Here is a 17,373-nt window from a genome sequence, read left to right as displayed (position 1 = left end):
TTTACGTGCGTGTAAAGAAACGGTCTCGCAAGCTGACCAAAGTAGATAGTTAAGCTTGCGTCGCGTTTTCTCGCGTTTCCTCATATTTGCGGACATAGTTGCGAATATAGTTTAAATTTGTAGATATAGTTTTACAGGCATCAATTACCGCTCTGTTACTTTTATTTGGGAGGATTTATGGCAGGTTTGGCTGTCGAAGACGTGCGCGCTCGCGTGCAAAACGCCTGGAATGACGTAGTTTCCGTGCTGAATAAGAAGATTTCACTGGCTGCGGTGTCGGCTAATGGCATTGCTGGCGAGCATATGCGCAAGTCCGCGCAATACGTGGCTGGGGTATTGCGTGAGGTTGGTATTGACGCGCGCGTCGAGCAGTCCACGAATCCGGACGGCACTCCAGGAGCTTTCGAAGTGGTCGGCTCGCGCATCGTAAACCCAAGCGCGCCAACGGTTTTGCTCTACGCGCATCACGATGTGCAGCCAGTTCCAGATCCATCTGAGTGGGAAACCAACCCATTTGAAGGTACCGAGCGTGACGGTCGCCTCTACGGACGCGGCTCAGCCGACGACGGCGGCGGAATTGCAATTCACTACGGAGCTTTGCGCGCACTGAGCGACGATTTGCGCGTAAATATTAAAGTTTTCATCGAAGGTGAAGAAGAGATGGGTTCGCCAAGCTTCATCCCGTTCATCGAATCACATAAAGACGAGTTCGAATCCGATGTAATTATCGTTGCCGACTCCGGCAACTGGTCCGCCGAAATCCCAAGCCTCACAACGAGTTTGCGCGGAAATACCGACGTGGACGTAAAGGTTAAAGTGCTCGGCCATCAAGTGCATTCCGGCCAGTTCGGCGGCCCAATTTTGGACGCTTACACGCTCGCTTCCATGCTTATTGCCTCGCTTTACAACGAGGCTGGCGACTTGGCAGTTCCTGGAATTGAAGCAGAGGAGCCAGTTGGCGGTTTGCAGCGCGATTTGGACGAAGCGCAAGTGCGTGCCGACGCTTCCGTAGTCGATTCTTATAAGCTTGCCGGCACTGGTTCTCTCGCAGCGCGCATGTGGACTAAGCCGAGCTTGACGGTAATCGGCATGGATGCGCACCCAGTTGAGGGCAGTTTTAATGTGATTGCGCACGAAACTAAGTTGCGTCTTTCGCTTCGTACCGCGCCTTCGCAGCGTCCGGAAGAAGCGCAAAAAGCTTTGTGCGACTTCTTGGTATCTCACGCGCCTTTTGGTGCAGAAGTTACTGCAGAGCCGATTGATAACGGCATGGGTTGGGCAATGGATCCGGATGCTGTTGCAACGAAGGATGCGCTCGCTTCTATGCGCGATGCTTTCGGCGTGGAGCCGGTAAATAAGGGCGAGGGTGGTTCGATTCCGTTTATTCCGGAGCTTCAGCGCATCTTCCCGAAGGCGCAGGTGCTGGTGACGGGTCCGGAAGATCCTAAGTCCAATGCGCACAGCCCGAACGAGTCGATTTCGCTTTCTGGTTTGCGCGGAAATATTGTGACGGAAGCGCTGCTTTTGGATCGATTGGGCGAGTAATTCTGGCTAATTTTGCGCGCAGGCGGCAAAAACTTTACAACGCTGTGAAGTTTCTGCCGCTTTTTGTTGCTTAAACGGCTTTTTCTTTACACAGCTGCACAGTTTCTGCCGTTTTTGTGGCGATTTACGACCGAAACTTTACGTTACTGTAAAGTTTCTGCCGCTTCCGCCGCGTCTGCATGCGTCTAGTCTGTTGAGTAATCTGCAAACATGACATGGAATCCATTTGCAAAGAAAACTGCCAATAATGAGGACGCGTCTACTCCTTCGTTGCAAAAGAAAGTAGCGGATACAGAATCGTCTGTAGCGACGAAATCTCGCGAAAAAAACGCGCCGACTCCTAAGCGCAACGCTGCTCAAGCGCAAAAGCTTCGCCCGCTAGTACCAGCAGATCGCAAGGAAAGTGCAAAACGCGCGCGCGCTCGTCTTCGCGAATCCGAGAATTTGCAATACAACGCAATGCGCACTGGCGATTTGGCGCATATGCCAAAGATTGAGCAGCTTCCGTGGCGCGTGTATATTCGCGATTACGTGGATGCTCGAATTAATATTGGCGAGTTTTTCATACCAGTTGCAGTGCTGATTATGATTTGCTTGTTTGCGCTATCTAATTTTGTGATTGTTTATTTTGTTTTTGCAGTGTTCTTGTACGCATATTTGTTTGCATCTGTAATTGACATGTTTGTTATGTGGCGTAAGTTGCGCAAGGAGCTGATTCGTCGTTTTGGTGATGTGGCTGTGTCGCGCAAATCGCGTTCCGGCATGTATGCATTCAGCCGCGCTATGCAGCTTCGTCGCTGGCGTTTGCCTAAGCCGAGTAGCGCAAAGCGTGGTAACTGGCCGAAGTAACTGGCTGAAGTAAGTGCAAAAATAAGTGCAAAAGTAAGTGCAAATTTATTAATATTTGCACAAGCTACTATTATTATTTTTGCACAAGCTACTATTATTATTTGGGATACTCAAAATAACGCGAATATCATGGGGTAAACGCATGGCACAAGATAAAGCACAAAGCAAATCGCAAGGCGCATCTCAGGGCGCGACGCAAGGCATGAAGCAGCCTAAGAAAAAGCAGGGCATGTTCTCGCAGATTATACGTATTTATAAGTACACGCATTCTGACGATAAGCAGTTGCCTTTGTGGTTGTCTTGCGCGTTTGCTGCGCCGATTTTGGTTGCTGTAATTCTTGGAATTGTATCTCGTTGGTCCATTTTGATGTGGATTATAATGCTTATTACAGCGGCGATGCTTGGTTTGCTGCTGTTTACTGTTGTGCTTACGAAGCGCGCAGATAAAGTTGGTTACGCAAAGTTGGAAGGTCGCCCGGGTGCGGCTGCCGGCATTATTTCTGCGATTAATAAGGGCGGTTTTACTTTTCCGCAGCAGCCTGTGTGGGTGGATGCGCGTACGAAGGATGCGCTTTGGCGCGGCACTGGTTTTAACGGAATTTTCCTCGTTGGTGAGGGTAATTACGAGCGTTTAATGCATGCTATGGATCGACAGGAGCATGCTATTAAAAGCGTTACTGCCGGATCTAATATACCTGTATACCGTATTGCTGTTGGCAATGGCGAAAATCAGGTGAAGCTTAAAGAATTGCGCGGAAAGGTGTTGCGCTCGAAGACGCTACAGCCTGTGAAGCACAAGTTTGCGTTGTTCGATAAGATTCATCCGAACCGCCGATTCTTCCTTACTAAGACGGAGCTTGCGATTTTGAATGAGCGTTTGCGCACGTTGCAAAGCAAGAGTGGATTTGGCATTCCGAAGGGAATCGATCCAACGCGTCCGCAGCGCATCAGCCGTCGTGCAATGCGCGGTAAGTAAATTATTCTTGCGACGGATTGGCGACAGTTACTTTACGTAAATGTGAAGGAACTGTCGCTTTTTGATGAGATTTCGACATTTTCTGTACATGGCTGTAAAGTTTTGGTCGGAATTTGGCTGGAAAGCGGCATAGACTTTACACCGTTGCACAGTTTCTGCCGTTTTTTAGCGCGTAGGCGACCTTTATTTTACACGCGCGTAAAGTTTCTGCCGGGATTGCGCACGTAGGCGGCATAAACTGTACACCGCTGTAAAGGAACTGTCGTGCGTAAACAATTAGTCTCGTTGCTGCGTGCGTCGACGCGCTGCCGTACAATCGTCAATCGACACGGGTGCTCTGTGTGCTCGCTTATGCAAGCGTGAACATTCAGAGCTGAGAGAAAACCGCTTGAACGTGAATCCGGGTAATACCGGCGCACGGAGGTCTGTTTTTCCCGTGCCTGGAGAGGTTGTTGCAAGGTTTCGTTGTAACGCAAGGTATTGCATTGCGCACAATGTAACGCATTGCAACACGTAACAAGAAAGGCACATTTATGTCAGAAGAATTAAAAGAGAAAGCTAAGATTAATTGGCGCTGGACCGTCGCTGATATTACTGTTACGGTAGTTATTGGCGTTGCTTCCGGTGTGATTTTCTGGCTTGGCTATTTTACTCATCATTTCCTCGATATTCCATTTGCTGCAGTTCCTGGTTTGAATTGCTTGTACTATGGTTTGTTCTATTTCCCTGCCTGCTTGGCTGCACTTATTGTTCGCAAGCCTGGAGCTGCGTTCTTAGGCGAGTTTGTTGCTGCACTTACCGAATTTCTTATTGGTACCAGCTGGGGTGCAACTGGAGTTTTGATTCCAGGTTTAGTTCAGGGTATTTTTGGTGAGATTATTTTCCTCTTCTTCCTATATCGCGTTTGGAATGTTTGGGTTGCTACTCTTGATGGTGCGTTCACGGCATTTGGTGGCACTGTGATTTCCTACATTCTTTGGGGTGAAGGTGCGTCAATCTTTAGCAATTACATGATTATCAGCACAATTTCTGGACTCATCTCTGGTGCGATTATTTCGGGCTTGTTGATGTGGTATTTGTATAAGGCAATTTGCTCAACTGGCGCGTTGGATCGTTTTGCATCTGGTCGCGTAGCTCGTGCTTAGTTGCAAATTTGCTAAATAGCGAAATTAAAAATTAAATATATTAAAAATTAAAATCTATCATTGCCATAAAGGATTTACTATGCCTGATGCTACTCAATCGCAAGAATCTGAAACTTTCCTTCCAACAGATTTAAGTGATCGCAAGAGTATCAGCAACGCTAGTGATGCTAATAAAACTAGTGATGCTAGTGACGCTAGTGACGCAAGTGACGCAAGTAGAGCTAGTAATAACGCTTCTAACGCAAGTAACGCTGAACTTCGTTTTGAGAATTGGGGTTATCGTCATGCTTCCCGTCGCGCTTTTGCTGTGCGCGGGTTGGACCTCACGATTAAGGCGGGGCAGCGCGTGTTGCTGCTTGGTGCATCAGGCATCGGTAAATCCACGATTTTAAGCGGCACGGCAGGTCTTATTGGCAATGATTTTGTGGCGAAAAGTAGCGCAAAAGGTAGCGAAGATATCGCGAGAAACAGTAGCGCGAAAAATAGCGTAGAAAATAGCGCAAAATCCCAGCAAACCACTCTCGTCGAAGATGCCGATGGTGGCGTGAGCGAGGGTTGCGTTTTGGTTGACGGCGTGCCGGTTCGACGTGCGCGCGGTCGAGTTGGTTTGGTTTTGCAAGATCCGGATGCACAGGCGATTTTCCAGCGTTTGGGGGATAACGTTGCGTTTGGTCCGGAAAATATGAACGTTCCGCGCGGTGAGATTTGGGATCGCGTGCGCAAAAGTCTTAAAGAAGTTGGGTTGGATGGCTTGCAATTGCATCGCTCAACTTCGCATTTAAGTGGCGGTCAGATGCAGCGTTTGGCGCTTGCTGGCGCGCTCGCTATGCGGCCGAGTGTGCTGCTTTTGGACGAGCCGACTGCGAATTTGGATCCGGATGGCACGCAGCAGATTGTTGGCGCTGTGCGCGCGGTTTTGGATTCGACGCATGCCACGATGGTGCTTGTGGAGCATCACGCGGAGCCGTGGATTGACATGATTGACCGCGTGGTTGTGCTTGGGCTTGAGAATGATGAAGCTGCGAACGGAAAAGCTGAGAACAACGAAACTTCTCGTGACGAAACTTCTCGCGATGAAACTGTTCACAACGAAACTGTTCACGACGACGATATTGCGCGCGCGGCTTCTTCGCGCACAGTGATTGTGGCGGACGGCACGCCAGACGATGTGTTTAATCGCACTGATTTGGACTTTGAGGATCTGGGTATTTGGCTTCCGGAACGCTACAAGAAAAACGTAAAATCTTCTGAAAACGCGGAATCTCCTGAAAATTCTTCCGCAAGTAAATCTTCCGCAAGTAATTCTTCCGCAAATGCAGAATCTTCTGAAAAATATTACGAAAACTGCAATCCAGCAGAAGGCTACGGAGAAGTGCTACTTTCCACGAAGGACCTCGCAATCAGCCATAGAAGCGAGCCGATTGCGCGTCACATCAATCTTGAGTTTAAAGCAGGGCAGATTACGGCTTTGGTCGGCGCGAATGGTGCTGGAAAATCAACGCTTTCGCTCACTTTGGCTGGTCTTTTGCCGGCAGTAAGCGGCGAGGTAGTGGCGAGTGATGCTCTTGCTCAAGGCGCGAATGGCACGGATCCAATGAAGTGGAAGTCGCCTGATTTAGCGAAGCGCATTTCGTACGTTTTTCAGAATCCGGAGCATCAGTTTGCGTGTGGTTCGGTGTTGGATGAGGTTATGTTGGGACCGCTTCGCACGGGTGTTTCGGCGGATGAGGCGCGCGCGAAAGCGGAGGAGTTGCTGAAGCGATTCCGTTTGGCGCGCTATGCGAACGCGAATCCATACACGCTTTCGGGAGGTGAAAAGCGTCGTCTGACTGTTGCGGCGTCGCTTGCTGCGGCTCCGCGTGTGCTGATTTTGGACGAGCCGACTTTTGGGCAGGATCACAAAACTTGGTTGCAAATTATTAGCTTGATTGCAAGCCTTCGCAGTGAGGGTGTGAGCATTATTGTGGTGACGCACGACCGTGAGCTGGTTGAGGCGTTGGGTGCGCGTTTGGTTGAGCTTGTGCCGGATGCGAAAGCTGAAGCTGCTGGTTCTGGAGCGAGTGCTACTGAAGTGAGTACTGCTGAAGCTGCTGAAGTTGAATCTTCCGAAGCGAAATCTACCGAAGCGCTTGCTGCGAAATCTTCCGAAACAAAATCTTCCGAAGCGCTTTCCGCAACTACCGGCGCAACAGACATTTCGCGTATCAAAGTGAGCGCTGTAAACAATCGCGACGAGGAAGCGAAACTTTCAAGCAAATCGCCACTTCTTGCGTCAATTAATCCAGTATTTCGCATTTTTGGAGCGTTCGCGGCTTCGATTCCGCTGCTTTTTACGCTTGATTGCGTTTCTGCTTCGGTCGCGTTGCTGTTGGAATTTGTGATTTTTGCGTGCATTAAGCTTCCGCCATGGCGTGTGATTCGCCTTTCGTGGCCTGTGTGGGTGGGTGCGCCGACTTCCGCGCTCACTGTGTTGCTATACGGCAAAAGTGGCGGAAATACTTGGTTCCAGTGGTGGCTGATGCATGCTACGGATCGTTCGGCTATGCTGGCTGTTGCGACTTCGCTTAGGATTTTGGCGATTGGCGTGCCGTCGATTGTGATGGTGATTGGGCTTGATGCTACGGATTTGGCAGATGCTTTCAGTCAGGTGCTGCATTTGCCGGATCGATTCGTGTACGGCGGTTTGGCTGGAATTAGGCTGTTTGGCGTGCTGCAGGATGATTGGGCGGCGCTAACTGCGTCGAGGCGTTCGCGCGGTTTGGGTGATGAGCATCGTGTGAGGGCGTTCTTCCCGCAGTCGTTCGCGCTGCTTGTGCTTTCGATTCGACGTTCGACGACGCTCGCTACTGCTATGGAAGCGCGCGGTTTTGGGGGAGTTGGTGCGCGTTCGCACGCTCGCGTGAGTCGTGTGCGTGCGCGCGACTGGTGGATTTTTGCTGTGTGTGCGATTGTGCCGTCGGTTGCTGTTGTGGCTGCGCTTTACTTCGGCACCTTTGCCTTCCTCGGCGGTGCGTGATGGCTGTGCGCGTGTTGAGTTTTTGGTGCGTAGGCGGCATAAACTATGCGTGCCTGTAAACTTTCTGCCGTTTTTTGCTGCGTATCCGACCGAAACTTTACTCCCGTGTAAAATTTCTGCCGTTTCTTCCGGTTCTGTGCTTCTGCTCGCACTTTCTGTCCGCACTCGTGTAAAGTTTTTGTCGTTTTTTGCCGCGTATCCGACTTTTCCTTTACACTTGCGTAAAGTTTCTGCCGCTTTCAGGCTCGCAAACGGCATAAACTGCGCACGCCTGTAAAGTTTCTGCCGTTTCTTCCGGTTCCGCGCTTCTGCTCGCACCTTCTGTCCGCACTCGTGTAAAGTTTTTGCCGTTTTATCGCGCGTAGCCGACCGAAACTTTACACCTTTGCACAGTTTCTGCCGCTTTTTGGCGCGTAGCCGACTTTTCCTTTACATCGCTGTAAAGTTTCTGTCGTTTTTTGGCGCACAACCGACCGTTTCTTTACACCGCTGTAAAGTTTCTGCCGTTTTTTCGCGCGCGCTGTGCTGCGCTCAAGCAGGTCGTCAGCGTACACAACCACAACCAAATTCCCAATGTGCCCACATGTGAGTCTGCCCTGCCTTCGTCAATCGAGACGAAGGCAGACCTCGCTTGCGTTGAAAGCACATTGTGCTTTCAACCCTAAGCAAGCTCGGCACTCCGAGTTGCTTTCGCGCGCTACGCTCTAAGCGCGAAAGCAGGTCGTCGCGCATCCTCACTAGCGTGTATACTTTCTCGAGTTGCGGGCTTGTAGCTCAGTGGATAGAGCGTCTGCCTCCGGAGCAGAAGGTCGTGGGTTCGAACCCCATTAAGCCCACTTTTGATTTTCTACTTTCCCTACTTTCTCTTACTTCTACTTTCCGTCTTTCGCGCGTAGGCGGCTTTTTCTTTACACCGCTGTAAAGTTTCTGCCGGATTAAGGCGTGCAAACGACTTTTTCTGTACAGTCGCGTAAAGTTTTTGCCGGATTTTGGTGCGTAGACGACCTTTATTTTACGCGGCTGTAAAGTTTTGGTCGTTTTTTGGCGCGGAAACGACTTTTTCTTTACACCGCTGTAAAGTTTCTGCCGGATTAAGTTGCGCAAACGACTTTTTCTGTACAGTCGCGTAAAGTTTCTGCCGGATTTTGGTGCGTAGACGACCTTTATTTTACGCCGTTGTAAAGTTTCTGCCGGAATCTGGCTGGGATGCGGCATAAACTGCGCGCGGCTGAGTCGTTTCGGTGCGTCTCGCACCTTGCGTCTCGCACCTCTCGTCTCGCACCTTCTGTTTGCACACGCGCACTTCTCGTCGCGAAACATCACATCAAACATATAGACTTATATATAAGTATTGTCAATTAAGAATTAATTAATATTTGCGCGTAAGGAGGGAAAATGGTAACTAGCGAAACAGATTTGCAGTTTGCGGAATCAGCTGAATCAGTAAAACTGTCAGAATCTGCAGAACCGGCTAAATCAGCAGAATCGTCAAAATCAGCTAAATCTGCAGAACCGGCTAAATCTGCAGAAAATTCACGAAGCGTAAAACCAGGATATCCTCCCGCTCTAACTCCATCAATCGTGCAAAAACTTTGTGCTCCAATTGCCCGTCGACTCGGTGTAAAATCACTATACTTATTCGGGTCTGTTGCGCAAGGAACTGCCAATCGCAACTCAGACGTGGATTTTATATACGAGCTGCAAAATGAGTCGAACGTAGATCGCGAAACGTCACGTATTATGCGCAAACAAGAGCTAATGCAATCACTCGCCGATTGCTTGGGCAGAAAAATCGACCTTGTTAACAAGAGTTATGTAACGCAGCAGTTAGCGGACGAAGATGCGGAAATCCAACGAAAAGCGTTCGTAACAGCGCTTAACACAAAGCCAATATTCAAAATTGTGTGAATCGCAACTTCACTTCGAGCTTAAAATCAATCGCGCAATCGAAATATTCATAACAGAACCAGCAAAGGCAAAAAATGAGTGAATCCAACGAGTCGAACGATATGGTTCACGTTGCAGCAATACGAAGATATTTACGTGCTGCTACAAAATTTATAGACAATGTATCATTTGACGAATTCGCTCAAGACGAAGAAAAACAATACGCAGTTGCTCATGCAATTGAGCAGGCTGGCGAGCATGTGAAAAAGCTTTCGGAATCATTTCGCGCTGATGCAAGTTCTATTGAATGGAAGAAAATCGCTGGAATGCGCGACTATATTGTTCATAATTATGAAGGAATGGACTTAGAAATCTTATATTTGTCAGTTACGAAGGATTCTAAGCGAGTTATTGAAATTCTTACGGAATATATTGATAAAAATAAGAATTCTTATGCCGATACTCTGCTTGATTTTACGAGGATAAATAGGCCAATAGACTAGAAGACGTATATGTGGTAGTGCGTAGGCGGCATAAACTGCGCACGGCTGTAAAGTTTTGGTCGTTTTTTGGCGCGGAAACGACTTTTTCTTTACACCGCTGTAAAGTTTCTGCCGCTTTTTGGCGCGTAGGTGGCAGTTTCTTTACACAGCTGCACAGTTTCTGCCGGATTAAGTTGCGCAAACGACTTTTTCTGTACAGTCGCGTAAACTTTCTGCCGGATTTTCTTGCTGACGCGACTATCTGCTTTCGCGCTGCACAGTATATATATAGACGAAGAATATAGCAGCATGGCATATAGTGACGAAGCACACAGTATATATAGAGACGAAGCGCACAGTATATATAGTGACGAATTGCACACAGTATATATATAGAGAGACGCAGCACACAGCAAGCACAGCACACAGCCAGCGCAGCACACAACACACACAGTATATATAGCAGCACACAGCACACAGCAAGCAGCACACAGCAAGCAGAGCATATACCAGCACAGCACACAACGCACACAACGCACACAACACACAGCACACAGCACACAACATACACAGCATGCACAGCACATACCACCACAGCATATAGCGGTGCGATGCATGCGTTATAACAACATGTAGTGCTTTGAGTTGGGGAAGTGGGCGGTTTTTAGACACGCCGAAGACGCAATTTCGTCGTTTTGGCGTCGGAAATTATTCATTATAAATGCGTTTTGCAGTAGATTTTTTAGCGATATTTGCGAATTATAGAAATTTTTTATATGCACATTTATAATACGTGTTTTGCTTGAAATCATTCATGGGGGGGGGGTATAACTGTTAGAGGTTCTTCAGCAAATATGCTTGCATATAAGGCATACAGGTATGTTATACTGGCTACCTGAGCTTTGACCCCGTTAGTTGCATTCGTAGTGGCGAGTGCGCAAGGTTTTTGATTTGCCATACATCGGCATCGTATGCAGGTTGAGTGTTTGAAGTTTAACACTTAGAGAGTTGGAATTTGAGATATACTGCGGCTTTTGCGGCAGTGGAGGATTAGGAAGGCGAGAAAATGTTACCAGCAAAGTTCCGTGGATTCGCATCACGCGTGGGTCGTCTTGCGTCGCGCGCTTTGGCTTGGCATAAGACCAACGAGCGTGATGCAGCCGTTCTTACTTCCAGCACTGCAATTATTTCTTCCAGTAATGCCAATACTTTCGGCACCGCCAGCACTTCTTTTGACAATGCAGTCACTTCCAGCAGCGCAGCTACTTCCGGCAGCGCAGCTACTTCCGGCAGCGTCACCATCGCTCGCCCATCACGCACTTCTCGCACCTTCCGCCGCGCACTCTTCGCAATGCTCGTAGCCGCCGCCACGCTTTTCGCGACTTTTGTTGTGCCGCCAGTGCACAATGCTAACGCAACTCAGGCTTGGTGGGATTACGCTGGCAATGGTTACTTTACTGATGGTAACTTCTGGGTTGGCGATGCTGTTCGTGATATCTCTATTAGCTATCCTAATATTGAATATAATCAGTGGGATAGTGATTATGGTAAAAACGGAACTAAAATCAGCTGGGATATTATTTTCAATCAAGAGTCCATTGGTTTTGCTTCTGCTTCGTTGAAACAACTTCCTCATGGCAATCAGCCTAAGGACGGCGCGTCTTGGGAAGGTAGACCGCTTTTTATTGTTTTTCTTCCAAAGGGTCTTAGGGATGGGGATGCAAATCATAAGAGTTCTGTTTACATTACACGAACGAAAACAGTGCGTACGTTTGACAATGAAGCACACAAATGGACATTTTCAAATGAAATAAAGCATAATCATGAACGTCCTGCAGAATTTGCTAAAGGTAGAAATTATTCTTACGCTGATGGCGATGGCGATTTTCAAACTGTTTGGAATGCGACTTTTGGAAAGTATGGCAATGATGCTACTTGCGGTGAGTTTAAGGATAAATACGGTTTTTGTGAAATTCATAAATGGCGAGGTACTCCGCATGACAAGAATGATCCAAGCAATAAGTTTGGTCGTGTGCTAGCTGATTGGGGACAGGCTGATACTACTTATGGATATAAGTGGCACATAGAGGCTTTCGTTGAGGATGGCGTTAATCCAGAAACATTGCCTATTATCGCTGGCTGGAATTCAAATGGTACGCTTGGTAGCTGGGGAAGCGGTACACGTAACAAGTGGGCTGCTATGGGTCCTTATGATACTGATGGCGATGGTATTCCTGATTACGTTGAGCATCAAGTAAAAATGAATCCTAAAGATGGTGATGAGATTTCATACCCTCAATACAATGGTTCAGATGATAAAAAGTATGGGCAAGAAAATATTCCTATTACTACATATCAGCGTCCTGTTACAGTGAAACCGTTTGCGAGAACTGGTGAGTGGGGAGGTAATTCTTCGCAAGGCAGTTTCGAATACGATGGTGGTACGACTACTAACTTGCCTACCAATCTTGGCATAAAATATGAACTTACTAACAATATTCCTAATGGTGTAAGAGTAGTTAATTCTACATCGAATATGCCTGATGGTTCTGTATATATTGATAGCAAAACTGGTCATGTAACTTATAACCCTAGAAAAGAAGATAGGGGCAAAGTTCTTGAATTTGGGACAAAAATTACTTATCCTGATCCTTCTCGATACCCGTATAACTGTAAGTATTATGGTCGTGGCTCTTTCGTTACGGAGCAGCACCCAACTAAGATAAAGGTCGTTTCGCAGGCGTCACTGTACAATCCTGTTTATACTCCAGTTGATTTGACAGAAAAAACTGGTGATGATCAGAGATATGTTACGCCGATTGTTTACACTGCTAAACCACAAAGCGTTAAGGACGCAAGCAAGAAACACTCGGATATTATTCAGTCTGGCGATCTTCCTGAAGATGCTACTTTTGAACTGAAGCAGTATACGAAAAAATCTGGTAGGAATACTCTAAAGAGCGATCCTGTTCTTGATTGGTCGCGCATAGAAGATCAAGATAAAAATAATGGGCAAGTACGTTTTTATTCAAACAAATGGAGGGAGCCTGTCGGGAAGTACCGTACTCCTGTAGTAGTTCACTATGCGGATGGTTCTAGTTCTACTGATGACGACGCAGGTAATGCTGACGCAAAAGGAGATTTTAATAAGGGCGTAGTGTATGCTTCGGTTAATCTTAAGCGTCCAAATCCTAAAGATTCTGAGCTTAAGTTGAATATTCATAATAGTTATGGCGGAAATAATTTAGGAGATAATGGCTCTGTAACTATTACTGTTAACGATCCGCTTAAGCCAAGCGTTTGGATTGATTCGTGGGCTCAGTATCAAATTGGTCAAATATCTTTGAAGTCACTGTGCTGGAAGGAAACAACGCAAAAAGGTGGGAAAGTAGAAAAAAGTGACTACACCTTTAGTGATTTGTCCAAAAATGGTAACGATAATACTTTTAACGGCTTGACTTTTAAGCAGACTGAAAAATGGCCTCACGCTGATGATAAGGAGCAGGAATCTTGCTTCAATAACGGAACGTGCAATAGCAAAAAGTTGTTTGATAAGGACGCTTTTACTATTGAACGTTCGCGTGGTGAGATTTCTGGTACGCCTGAGAAGGGCGGTAAGTACGTTTGCCGCGTGTTTGCTTTAAGAGATGGAAGCCAGGCAAAAACTGATTTTGATAATGCTGCCAAAGCAAAAAGACATGACTTTACTCTGAATGAGAAGACTAGAAAATCCGACTGGCAGTCTAAGACAGTAACTTTTGTTGCGCATTCTTTGGCTCACAAATATAACCCTCAATACGTAAAGGTGAATGTGAAGCCTGGACATAAGGGAGGAGTTACCTCGGATGCTCCAGTAAGCCAGCGTGGTGCTAATGGCGTGAAAGATGACGACAAGAGTCAAAATGATCTTGTACCGAATGGTACAAGGCTGCCAAAAGGTACATGGTTTGAATTAAAGAAATACTCAAAACATACGGATTCAAAAGATAAACTTTCATGGTCTAGCTTTGAAGGTAAGCAAAGTAACAAGAAATCAGGCAAGGCTGAGCCTGAAGATAGTACTTCCGACGAGATGTATGGCAAAGTTACTTTTGCGCCAGATAACGGTATTCTCCCTGGAAAGTATAACACTCCTGTAATTGTGCATTATCCAGATGGTTCCACTTCTGAAGATCCAGACTCTGGTAATCTTGGTAAGCCTGTATATGCGTCTGTGGCAGTAACTAATCAAGATATCCAAGATGATGATTTAAAGCTCAAAGTTTATTCGCAATATGGCGGAAGACGAATTGATGACAAAGATAAAAACGGTATGCGCTTCCGCAAGGGTGATACTTTAGGTGACAAGCCTAGCGATACGTATAAGCCAATGTTCTTTGACTCTTGGTCAAGTGCCAAACCAGGAAAAATTTATCAGCGCATGCTTTGCTATAAGTTGGGTGCAGGTAATAAGCGCTCAGGTTATAAGATTGATGGTATTAATGGTCTGACACTTGCCGGTAGAAAAGGTAATACTACAAGCGGTGAGTTTACTAATCAACCATCACAATGGACGAGAGCTACTGAAAAACAGAAGAACGAGTGCAATAAAGATAAAAACAATTGCAAGCCTAACCTTTACTTATACGGTAATGAGCGTGATACCGTAGAGCGCACTTGGGGTTGGTTACATGGCAAGGTTCAGGAAAATGGCGACTTTGTGTGCACTGTGTACGCTATTAAAGACCTTGAAAATAAAGAGGGTAAGCATGGTGATTTGCAAAAGAAGTTTGATAAAGCTGTAGCGGACTTTGTAAAGAAACCTGATAATCGCAATTTTGAAGATGTTATTAAAACAGTCTTAAAGGATCAGAAGGGTAGTAAAGATAAACCTCTTGAAGCCACTCAAAGGCACGTCGATTGGGACTCTGTAACCTTCCCAATTAATGTGCATCCAGATGCTCACTATTACAACCCGAAGTATGAAGAGGTTACAAAGCTACAGGCTGGCGAAACTGGGACTTCTAAGCTGCCAAAGAGTGTTAAGAACGCTAATGGTGCAAAGAATAATCAGGATGCTGTGAAAAACAATGAGCCTTTGCCTGACGGTACTTGGTTCGAGTTTAAGCAGTATACGAAGGATAAAAAGCCTAATGGAGCTGAACCTCTTAACTATGCTTTCTTTGAAAATGATGACGATAATGTCAAGAATGAGGGCGGTAAGAAATCAGCTAAGAATGGCACAGGTCAGTTTGGTAATGTGACTTTCCATCCTCATAGGTGGATTAACGCTAATAGGAGTGATAATGCTCCAGTAGTTGTTCATTACCCAGATGGTTCTACTTCGGAAGACCCGGATTCTGGTAATAATGGTAACCCGGTGTATGCGAAAGTAAACGTTGTACCACACGATTTTAAACCTGGCGATTTGAGTTTTGATGTAACGAACAATTTTAACAATGGTGACTGGAATGATAAGACTATTAAGATTAAGAATGGCGATTCTCTCAACAATAATCATCCTCGCCGTCTTAACTTATGGTCTACTCATAAGCCTGGCAAAATCGAGCTTAGGACAATATGTCATAAGATTATTCACAAGAATAATACTGCTGATACTACGTCTGAATACACTTGGAATGGTATTGCTGGCATTACCATGGAAAAGCCAAGTATTTGGGATCATCAGGAAGATCCTCAAAAGCAGCATAAGTGCTATGGGGATAAAAAACAGTGCGATGCGAAGCTTTTGTATGACGATTATGTGATTAATGGTAATTCCAGGAATACGACTGAGCGTACGCGTGCCTCTCTTGTTGGCAAGGCTAACGAATCCGGCGACTACGAGTGCGTAGTTTACGCGATTAAGCAGGGAAGCAAATTATTAGATAGCTTTGATAAGGCTGTTCAGTCGATTAATACAGATAAAGATAAAAAAGCAAAACCAAGCGACACTGATCCTTTGAAAGATTTCAAGTGGAAGCTTGATGGTGATAAAGGCAGTAAAAACGCTGTGGAAGGCGTTGATTATGCGACGCGCACAATACAAATCCACATTCACAACGACAATCACTTCTACAATCCGAAGTATGTTGATGTGAACGTTACGGCTGGTCAAAAGGTTGAGAATGCTGTGCCGCAAAGCGTTAAGAACGCTAACGGTGCGGATAAATACCAGGATGCTGTGAAGGCTGGCGCGCTTCCGGACGGAACTTGGTTTGAGTTTAAGGATGCTACTCACGGATTTGAAGTAAATAATGACGGTACTGCTGGAAACAAGGTGTCTTTAGACTGGTCCTATTGGGCTTCAGGCAACACCGCCGATAAAACCGGTGAGCAGAGCAATAAGCCTGACAATCCTTCCAAGCAAAAGAATGGCAAGCACAGTGCCAAGGATGACGGCACGCGTTACGGCAAAGTGACCTTCCATCCAGATCAATCTGTTGCTCCTAAAGCGTACTTGAAAGAGATTGTCATCCATTACCCGGATGGTTCTACTTCGGATGAACCTGATTCTGGTAATAACGGCAAGCCTGTGTATGCGAAAGTTACGGTTTCAGGCTTGGGCGGTGGCGCCGACAAGGATCTTAAGATGACATTGCTAAGATCTCAAGACGCTGATCCTGTTCATGACACGCTTGGTGGTGGTAATTCTCTTACTGTTATGAGCGGCACGAGCCTTACTAAGAATCCGTATGTGCTCGCGTGGAGCTTGAAAGATCGTAGCAATATTTCATTGCGCATGATGTGTACTAAGCAAGGCGAGCAAAAGTGGAGCCGCGGGCTTGACGATACACTCAATATGCACCTGAACCAGGATTACGGCAATGGTGTGCAGCCGTGGGCTTTTGCAAGTGCTGAGCAGCGAAAGTCTTGCAGTCAAGACAGTAAGAATTGCATGGCTAACTTGCTGTATGGATTCACGAAGAATGGGAAGCAGGACAGCATAGAAAGCGCTGTATCTCGCAGTGAAGACGATATTGCTGGCATACCTCAAAAGGCTGGAAATTACACGTGCGCTGTGTTTGCGTTGAAGCCGAATGCGCTGAAAGTGTTTGATAACACTGTTAATAACAGTCTTATTGAGAATAAAAAGTATTCGTCTACGGATATGAAAAAGGTTCAGCTTACAGGATTAAAGTCTGCTGTTGATTGGAACAGAATTTCCTTCGACGTGAACGTGATTGATCCGCCTAAATTCGCGCTGCCAAAGACCGGCGGAATGAACTGGAACGTGCTGCTTGGTGCGTTTGCTGTGATTGGCACGGGCGTGATGGCGGCTGGGTTCTTCCTTGAGCAAACCAAGTGGGGGCGCGCGATGCTTGATGCGTTGCTGCGTAAGACACTGATTAAAGATTTTATCTGCAAAACTGCCAAAAAGCTTCGCGCTTTAAGGCAACGTAGCGAAAGGTGGCGATGCTGATGAAAATTTTCTGCAGCTTAAAAACTGCAGTGTCAACGTTCCATGTGCTGGCAATAGCATTACGCGTTACA

9 protein-coding genes, 1 tRNA gene and 1 pseudogene are annotated in these 17,373 nt (G+C 46.5%); 10 read left to right on the top strand and 1 reads right to left on the bottom strand.

Annotated features, from left to right (window positions below; translation table 11 throughout):
- Positions 1 to 177 precede the first annotated feature (177 nt).
- The 7 genes and pseudogenes from AC1EK3_RS03260 to AC1EK3_RS03230 all read left to right on the top strand — a co-directional run bounded on the left by AC1EK3_RS03260 (position 178) and on the right by AC1EK3_RS03230 (position 8,367).
- Positions 178 to 1,545 (top strand): M20/M25/M40 family metallo-hydrolase, encoded by a 1,368-nt coding sequence (locus AC1EK3_RS03260; RefSeq protein ID WP_480033550.1) that lies wholly within the window; start codon positions 178 to 180, stop codon positions 1,543 to 1,545.
- 210 nt (positions 1,546 to 1,755) lie between these two features.
- The gene (locus AC1EK3_RS03255) at positions 1,756 to 2,394 is read left to right on the top strand and encodes a DUF3043 domain-containing protein (RefSeq protein ID WP_480033551.1); all 639 of its coding nucleotides are present in this window, start codon (positions 1,756 to 1,758) and stop codon (positions 2,392 to 2,394) included.
- Positions 2,395 to 2,596: 202 nt separating this feature from the next.
- Positions 2,597 to 3,370, top strand: coding sequence for a DUF4191 domain-containing protein (locus AC1EK3_RS03250; protein WP_480033644.1), 774 nt, complete (start codon positions 2,597 to 2,599; stop codon positions 3,368 to 3,370).
- A 533-nt stretch (positions 3,371 to 3,903) separates the two neighbouring features.
- Positions 3,904 to 4,515 carry an ECF transporter S component gene (locus tag AC1EK3_RS03245; protein WP_480033552.1) on the top strand — a complete coding sequence of 204 codons (612 nt, stop codon included), beginning with the start codon at positions 3,904 to 3,906 and terminating at the stop codon, positions 4,513 to 4,515.
- Between the two features lie 79 nt (positions 4,516 to 4,594).
- Positions 4,595 to 6,535 (top strand): annotated as a pseudogene (locus tag AC1EK3_RS03240) (ABC transporter ATP-binding protein); the annotation flags it as partial.
- Positions 6,536 to 7,531 carry an energy-coupling factor transporter transmembrane component T family protein gene (locus tag AC1EK3_RS03235; protein WP_480033748.1) on the top strand — a complete coding sequence of 332 codons (996 nt, stop codon included), beginning with the start codon at positions 6,536 to 6,538 and terminating at the stop codon, positions 7,529 to 7,531. It begins immediately after the preceding pseudogene.
- A 763-nt stretch (positions 7,532 to 8,294) separates the two neighbouring features.
- A tRNA-Arg gene (locus tag AC1EK3_RS03230) sits at positions 8,295 to 8,367 on the top strand.
- Positions 8,368 to 8,889: 522 nt separating this feature from the next.
- Here the strand turns inward: AC1EK3_RS03230 and AC1EK3_RS03225 are convergent.
- A complete protein-coding gene (locus AC1EK3_RS03225) occupies positions 8,890 to 9,198 on the bottom strand; it encodes a hypothetical protein (protein WP_480033653.1) in 309 nt (102 codons plus the stop codon).
- Between AC1EK3_RS03225 and AC1EK3_RS03220 the strand changes: the two genes are divergently transcribed.
- The 3 genes from AC1EK3_RS03220 to AC1EK3_RS03210 all read left to right on the top strand — a co-directional run bounded on the left by AC1EK3_RS03220 (position 9,113) and on the right by AC1EK3_RS03210 (position 17,302).
- Positions 9,113 to 9,439, top strand: coding sequence for a nucleotidyltransferase family protein (locus AC1EK3_RS03220; protein ID WP_480033645.1), 327 nt, complete (start codon positions 9,113 to 9,115; stop codon positions 9,437 to 9,439). The two genes, AC1EK3_RS03225 and AC1EK3_RS03220, sit on opposite strands and share 86 nt — an antisense overlap.
- 74 nt (positions 9,440 to 9,513) lie before the next feature.
- A complete protein-coding gene (locus AC1EK3_RS03215; RefSeq protein WP_421790133.1) occupies positions 9,514 to 9,921 on the top strand; it encodes a HepT-like ribonuclease domain-containing protein in 408 nt (135 codons plus the stop codon).
- A 1,045-nt stretch (positions 9,922 to 10,966) separates the two neighbouring features.
- Entirely contained in the window at positions 10,967 to 17,302 is a 6,336-nt protein-coding gene (locus AC1EK3_RS03210; protein ID WP_480033553.1) for a hypothetical protein, read from the top strand.
- Positions 17,303 to 17,373 lie beyond the last annotated feature (71 nt).

Source organism: Gardnerella sp. C0026F2, from assembly GCF_056590715.1.
The sequence above is the reverse complement of the archived record's forward strand: the minus strand, read 5'-3'. Positions and strand labels throughout refer to the sequence as shown.

What these genes read in the sequence shown, in the direction of transcription:
- AC1EK3_RS03260 (WP_480033550.1), top strand. Translation starts at nt 178, where the DNA reads ATGGCAGGTTTGGCTGTCGAAGACGTGCGCGCTCGCGTGCAAAACGCC.
- AC1EK3_RS03255 (WP_480033551.1), top strand. Translation starts at nt 1,756, where the DNA reads ATGACATGGAATCCATTTGCAAAGAAAACTGCCAATAATGAGGACGCG.
- AC1EK3_RS03250 (WP_480033644.1), top strand. Translation starts at nt 2,597, where the DNA reads ATGAAGCAGCCTAAGAAAAAGCAGGGCATGTTCTCGCAGATTATACGT.
- AC1EK3_RS03245 (WP_480033552.1), top strand. Translation starts at nt 3,904, where the DNA reads ATGTCAGAAGAATTAAAAGAGAAAGCTAAGATTAATTGGCGCTGGACC.
- AC1EK3_RS03215 (WP_421790133.1), top strand. Translation starts at nt 9,514, where the DNA reads ATGAGTGAATCCAACGAGTCGAACGATATGGTTCACGTTGCAGCAATA.
- AC1EK3_RS03210 (WP_480033553.1), top strand. Translation starts at nt 10,967, where the DNA reads ATGTTACCAGCAAAGTTCCGTGGATTCGCATCACGCGTGGGTCGTCTT.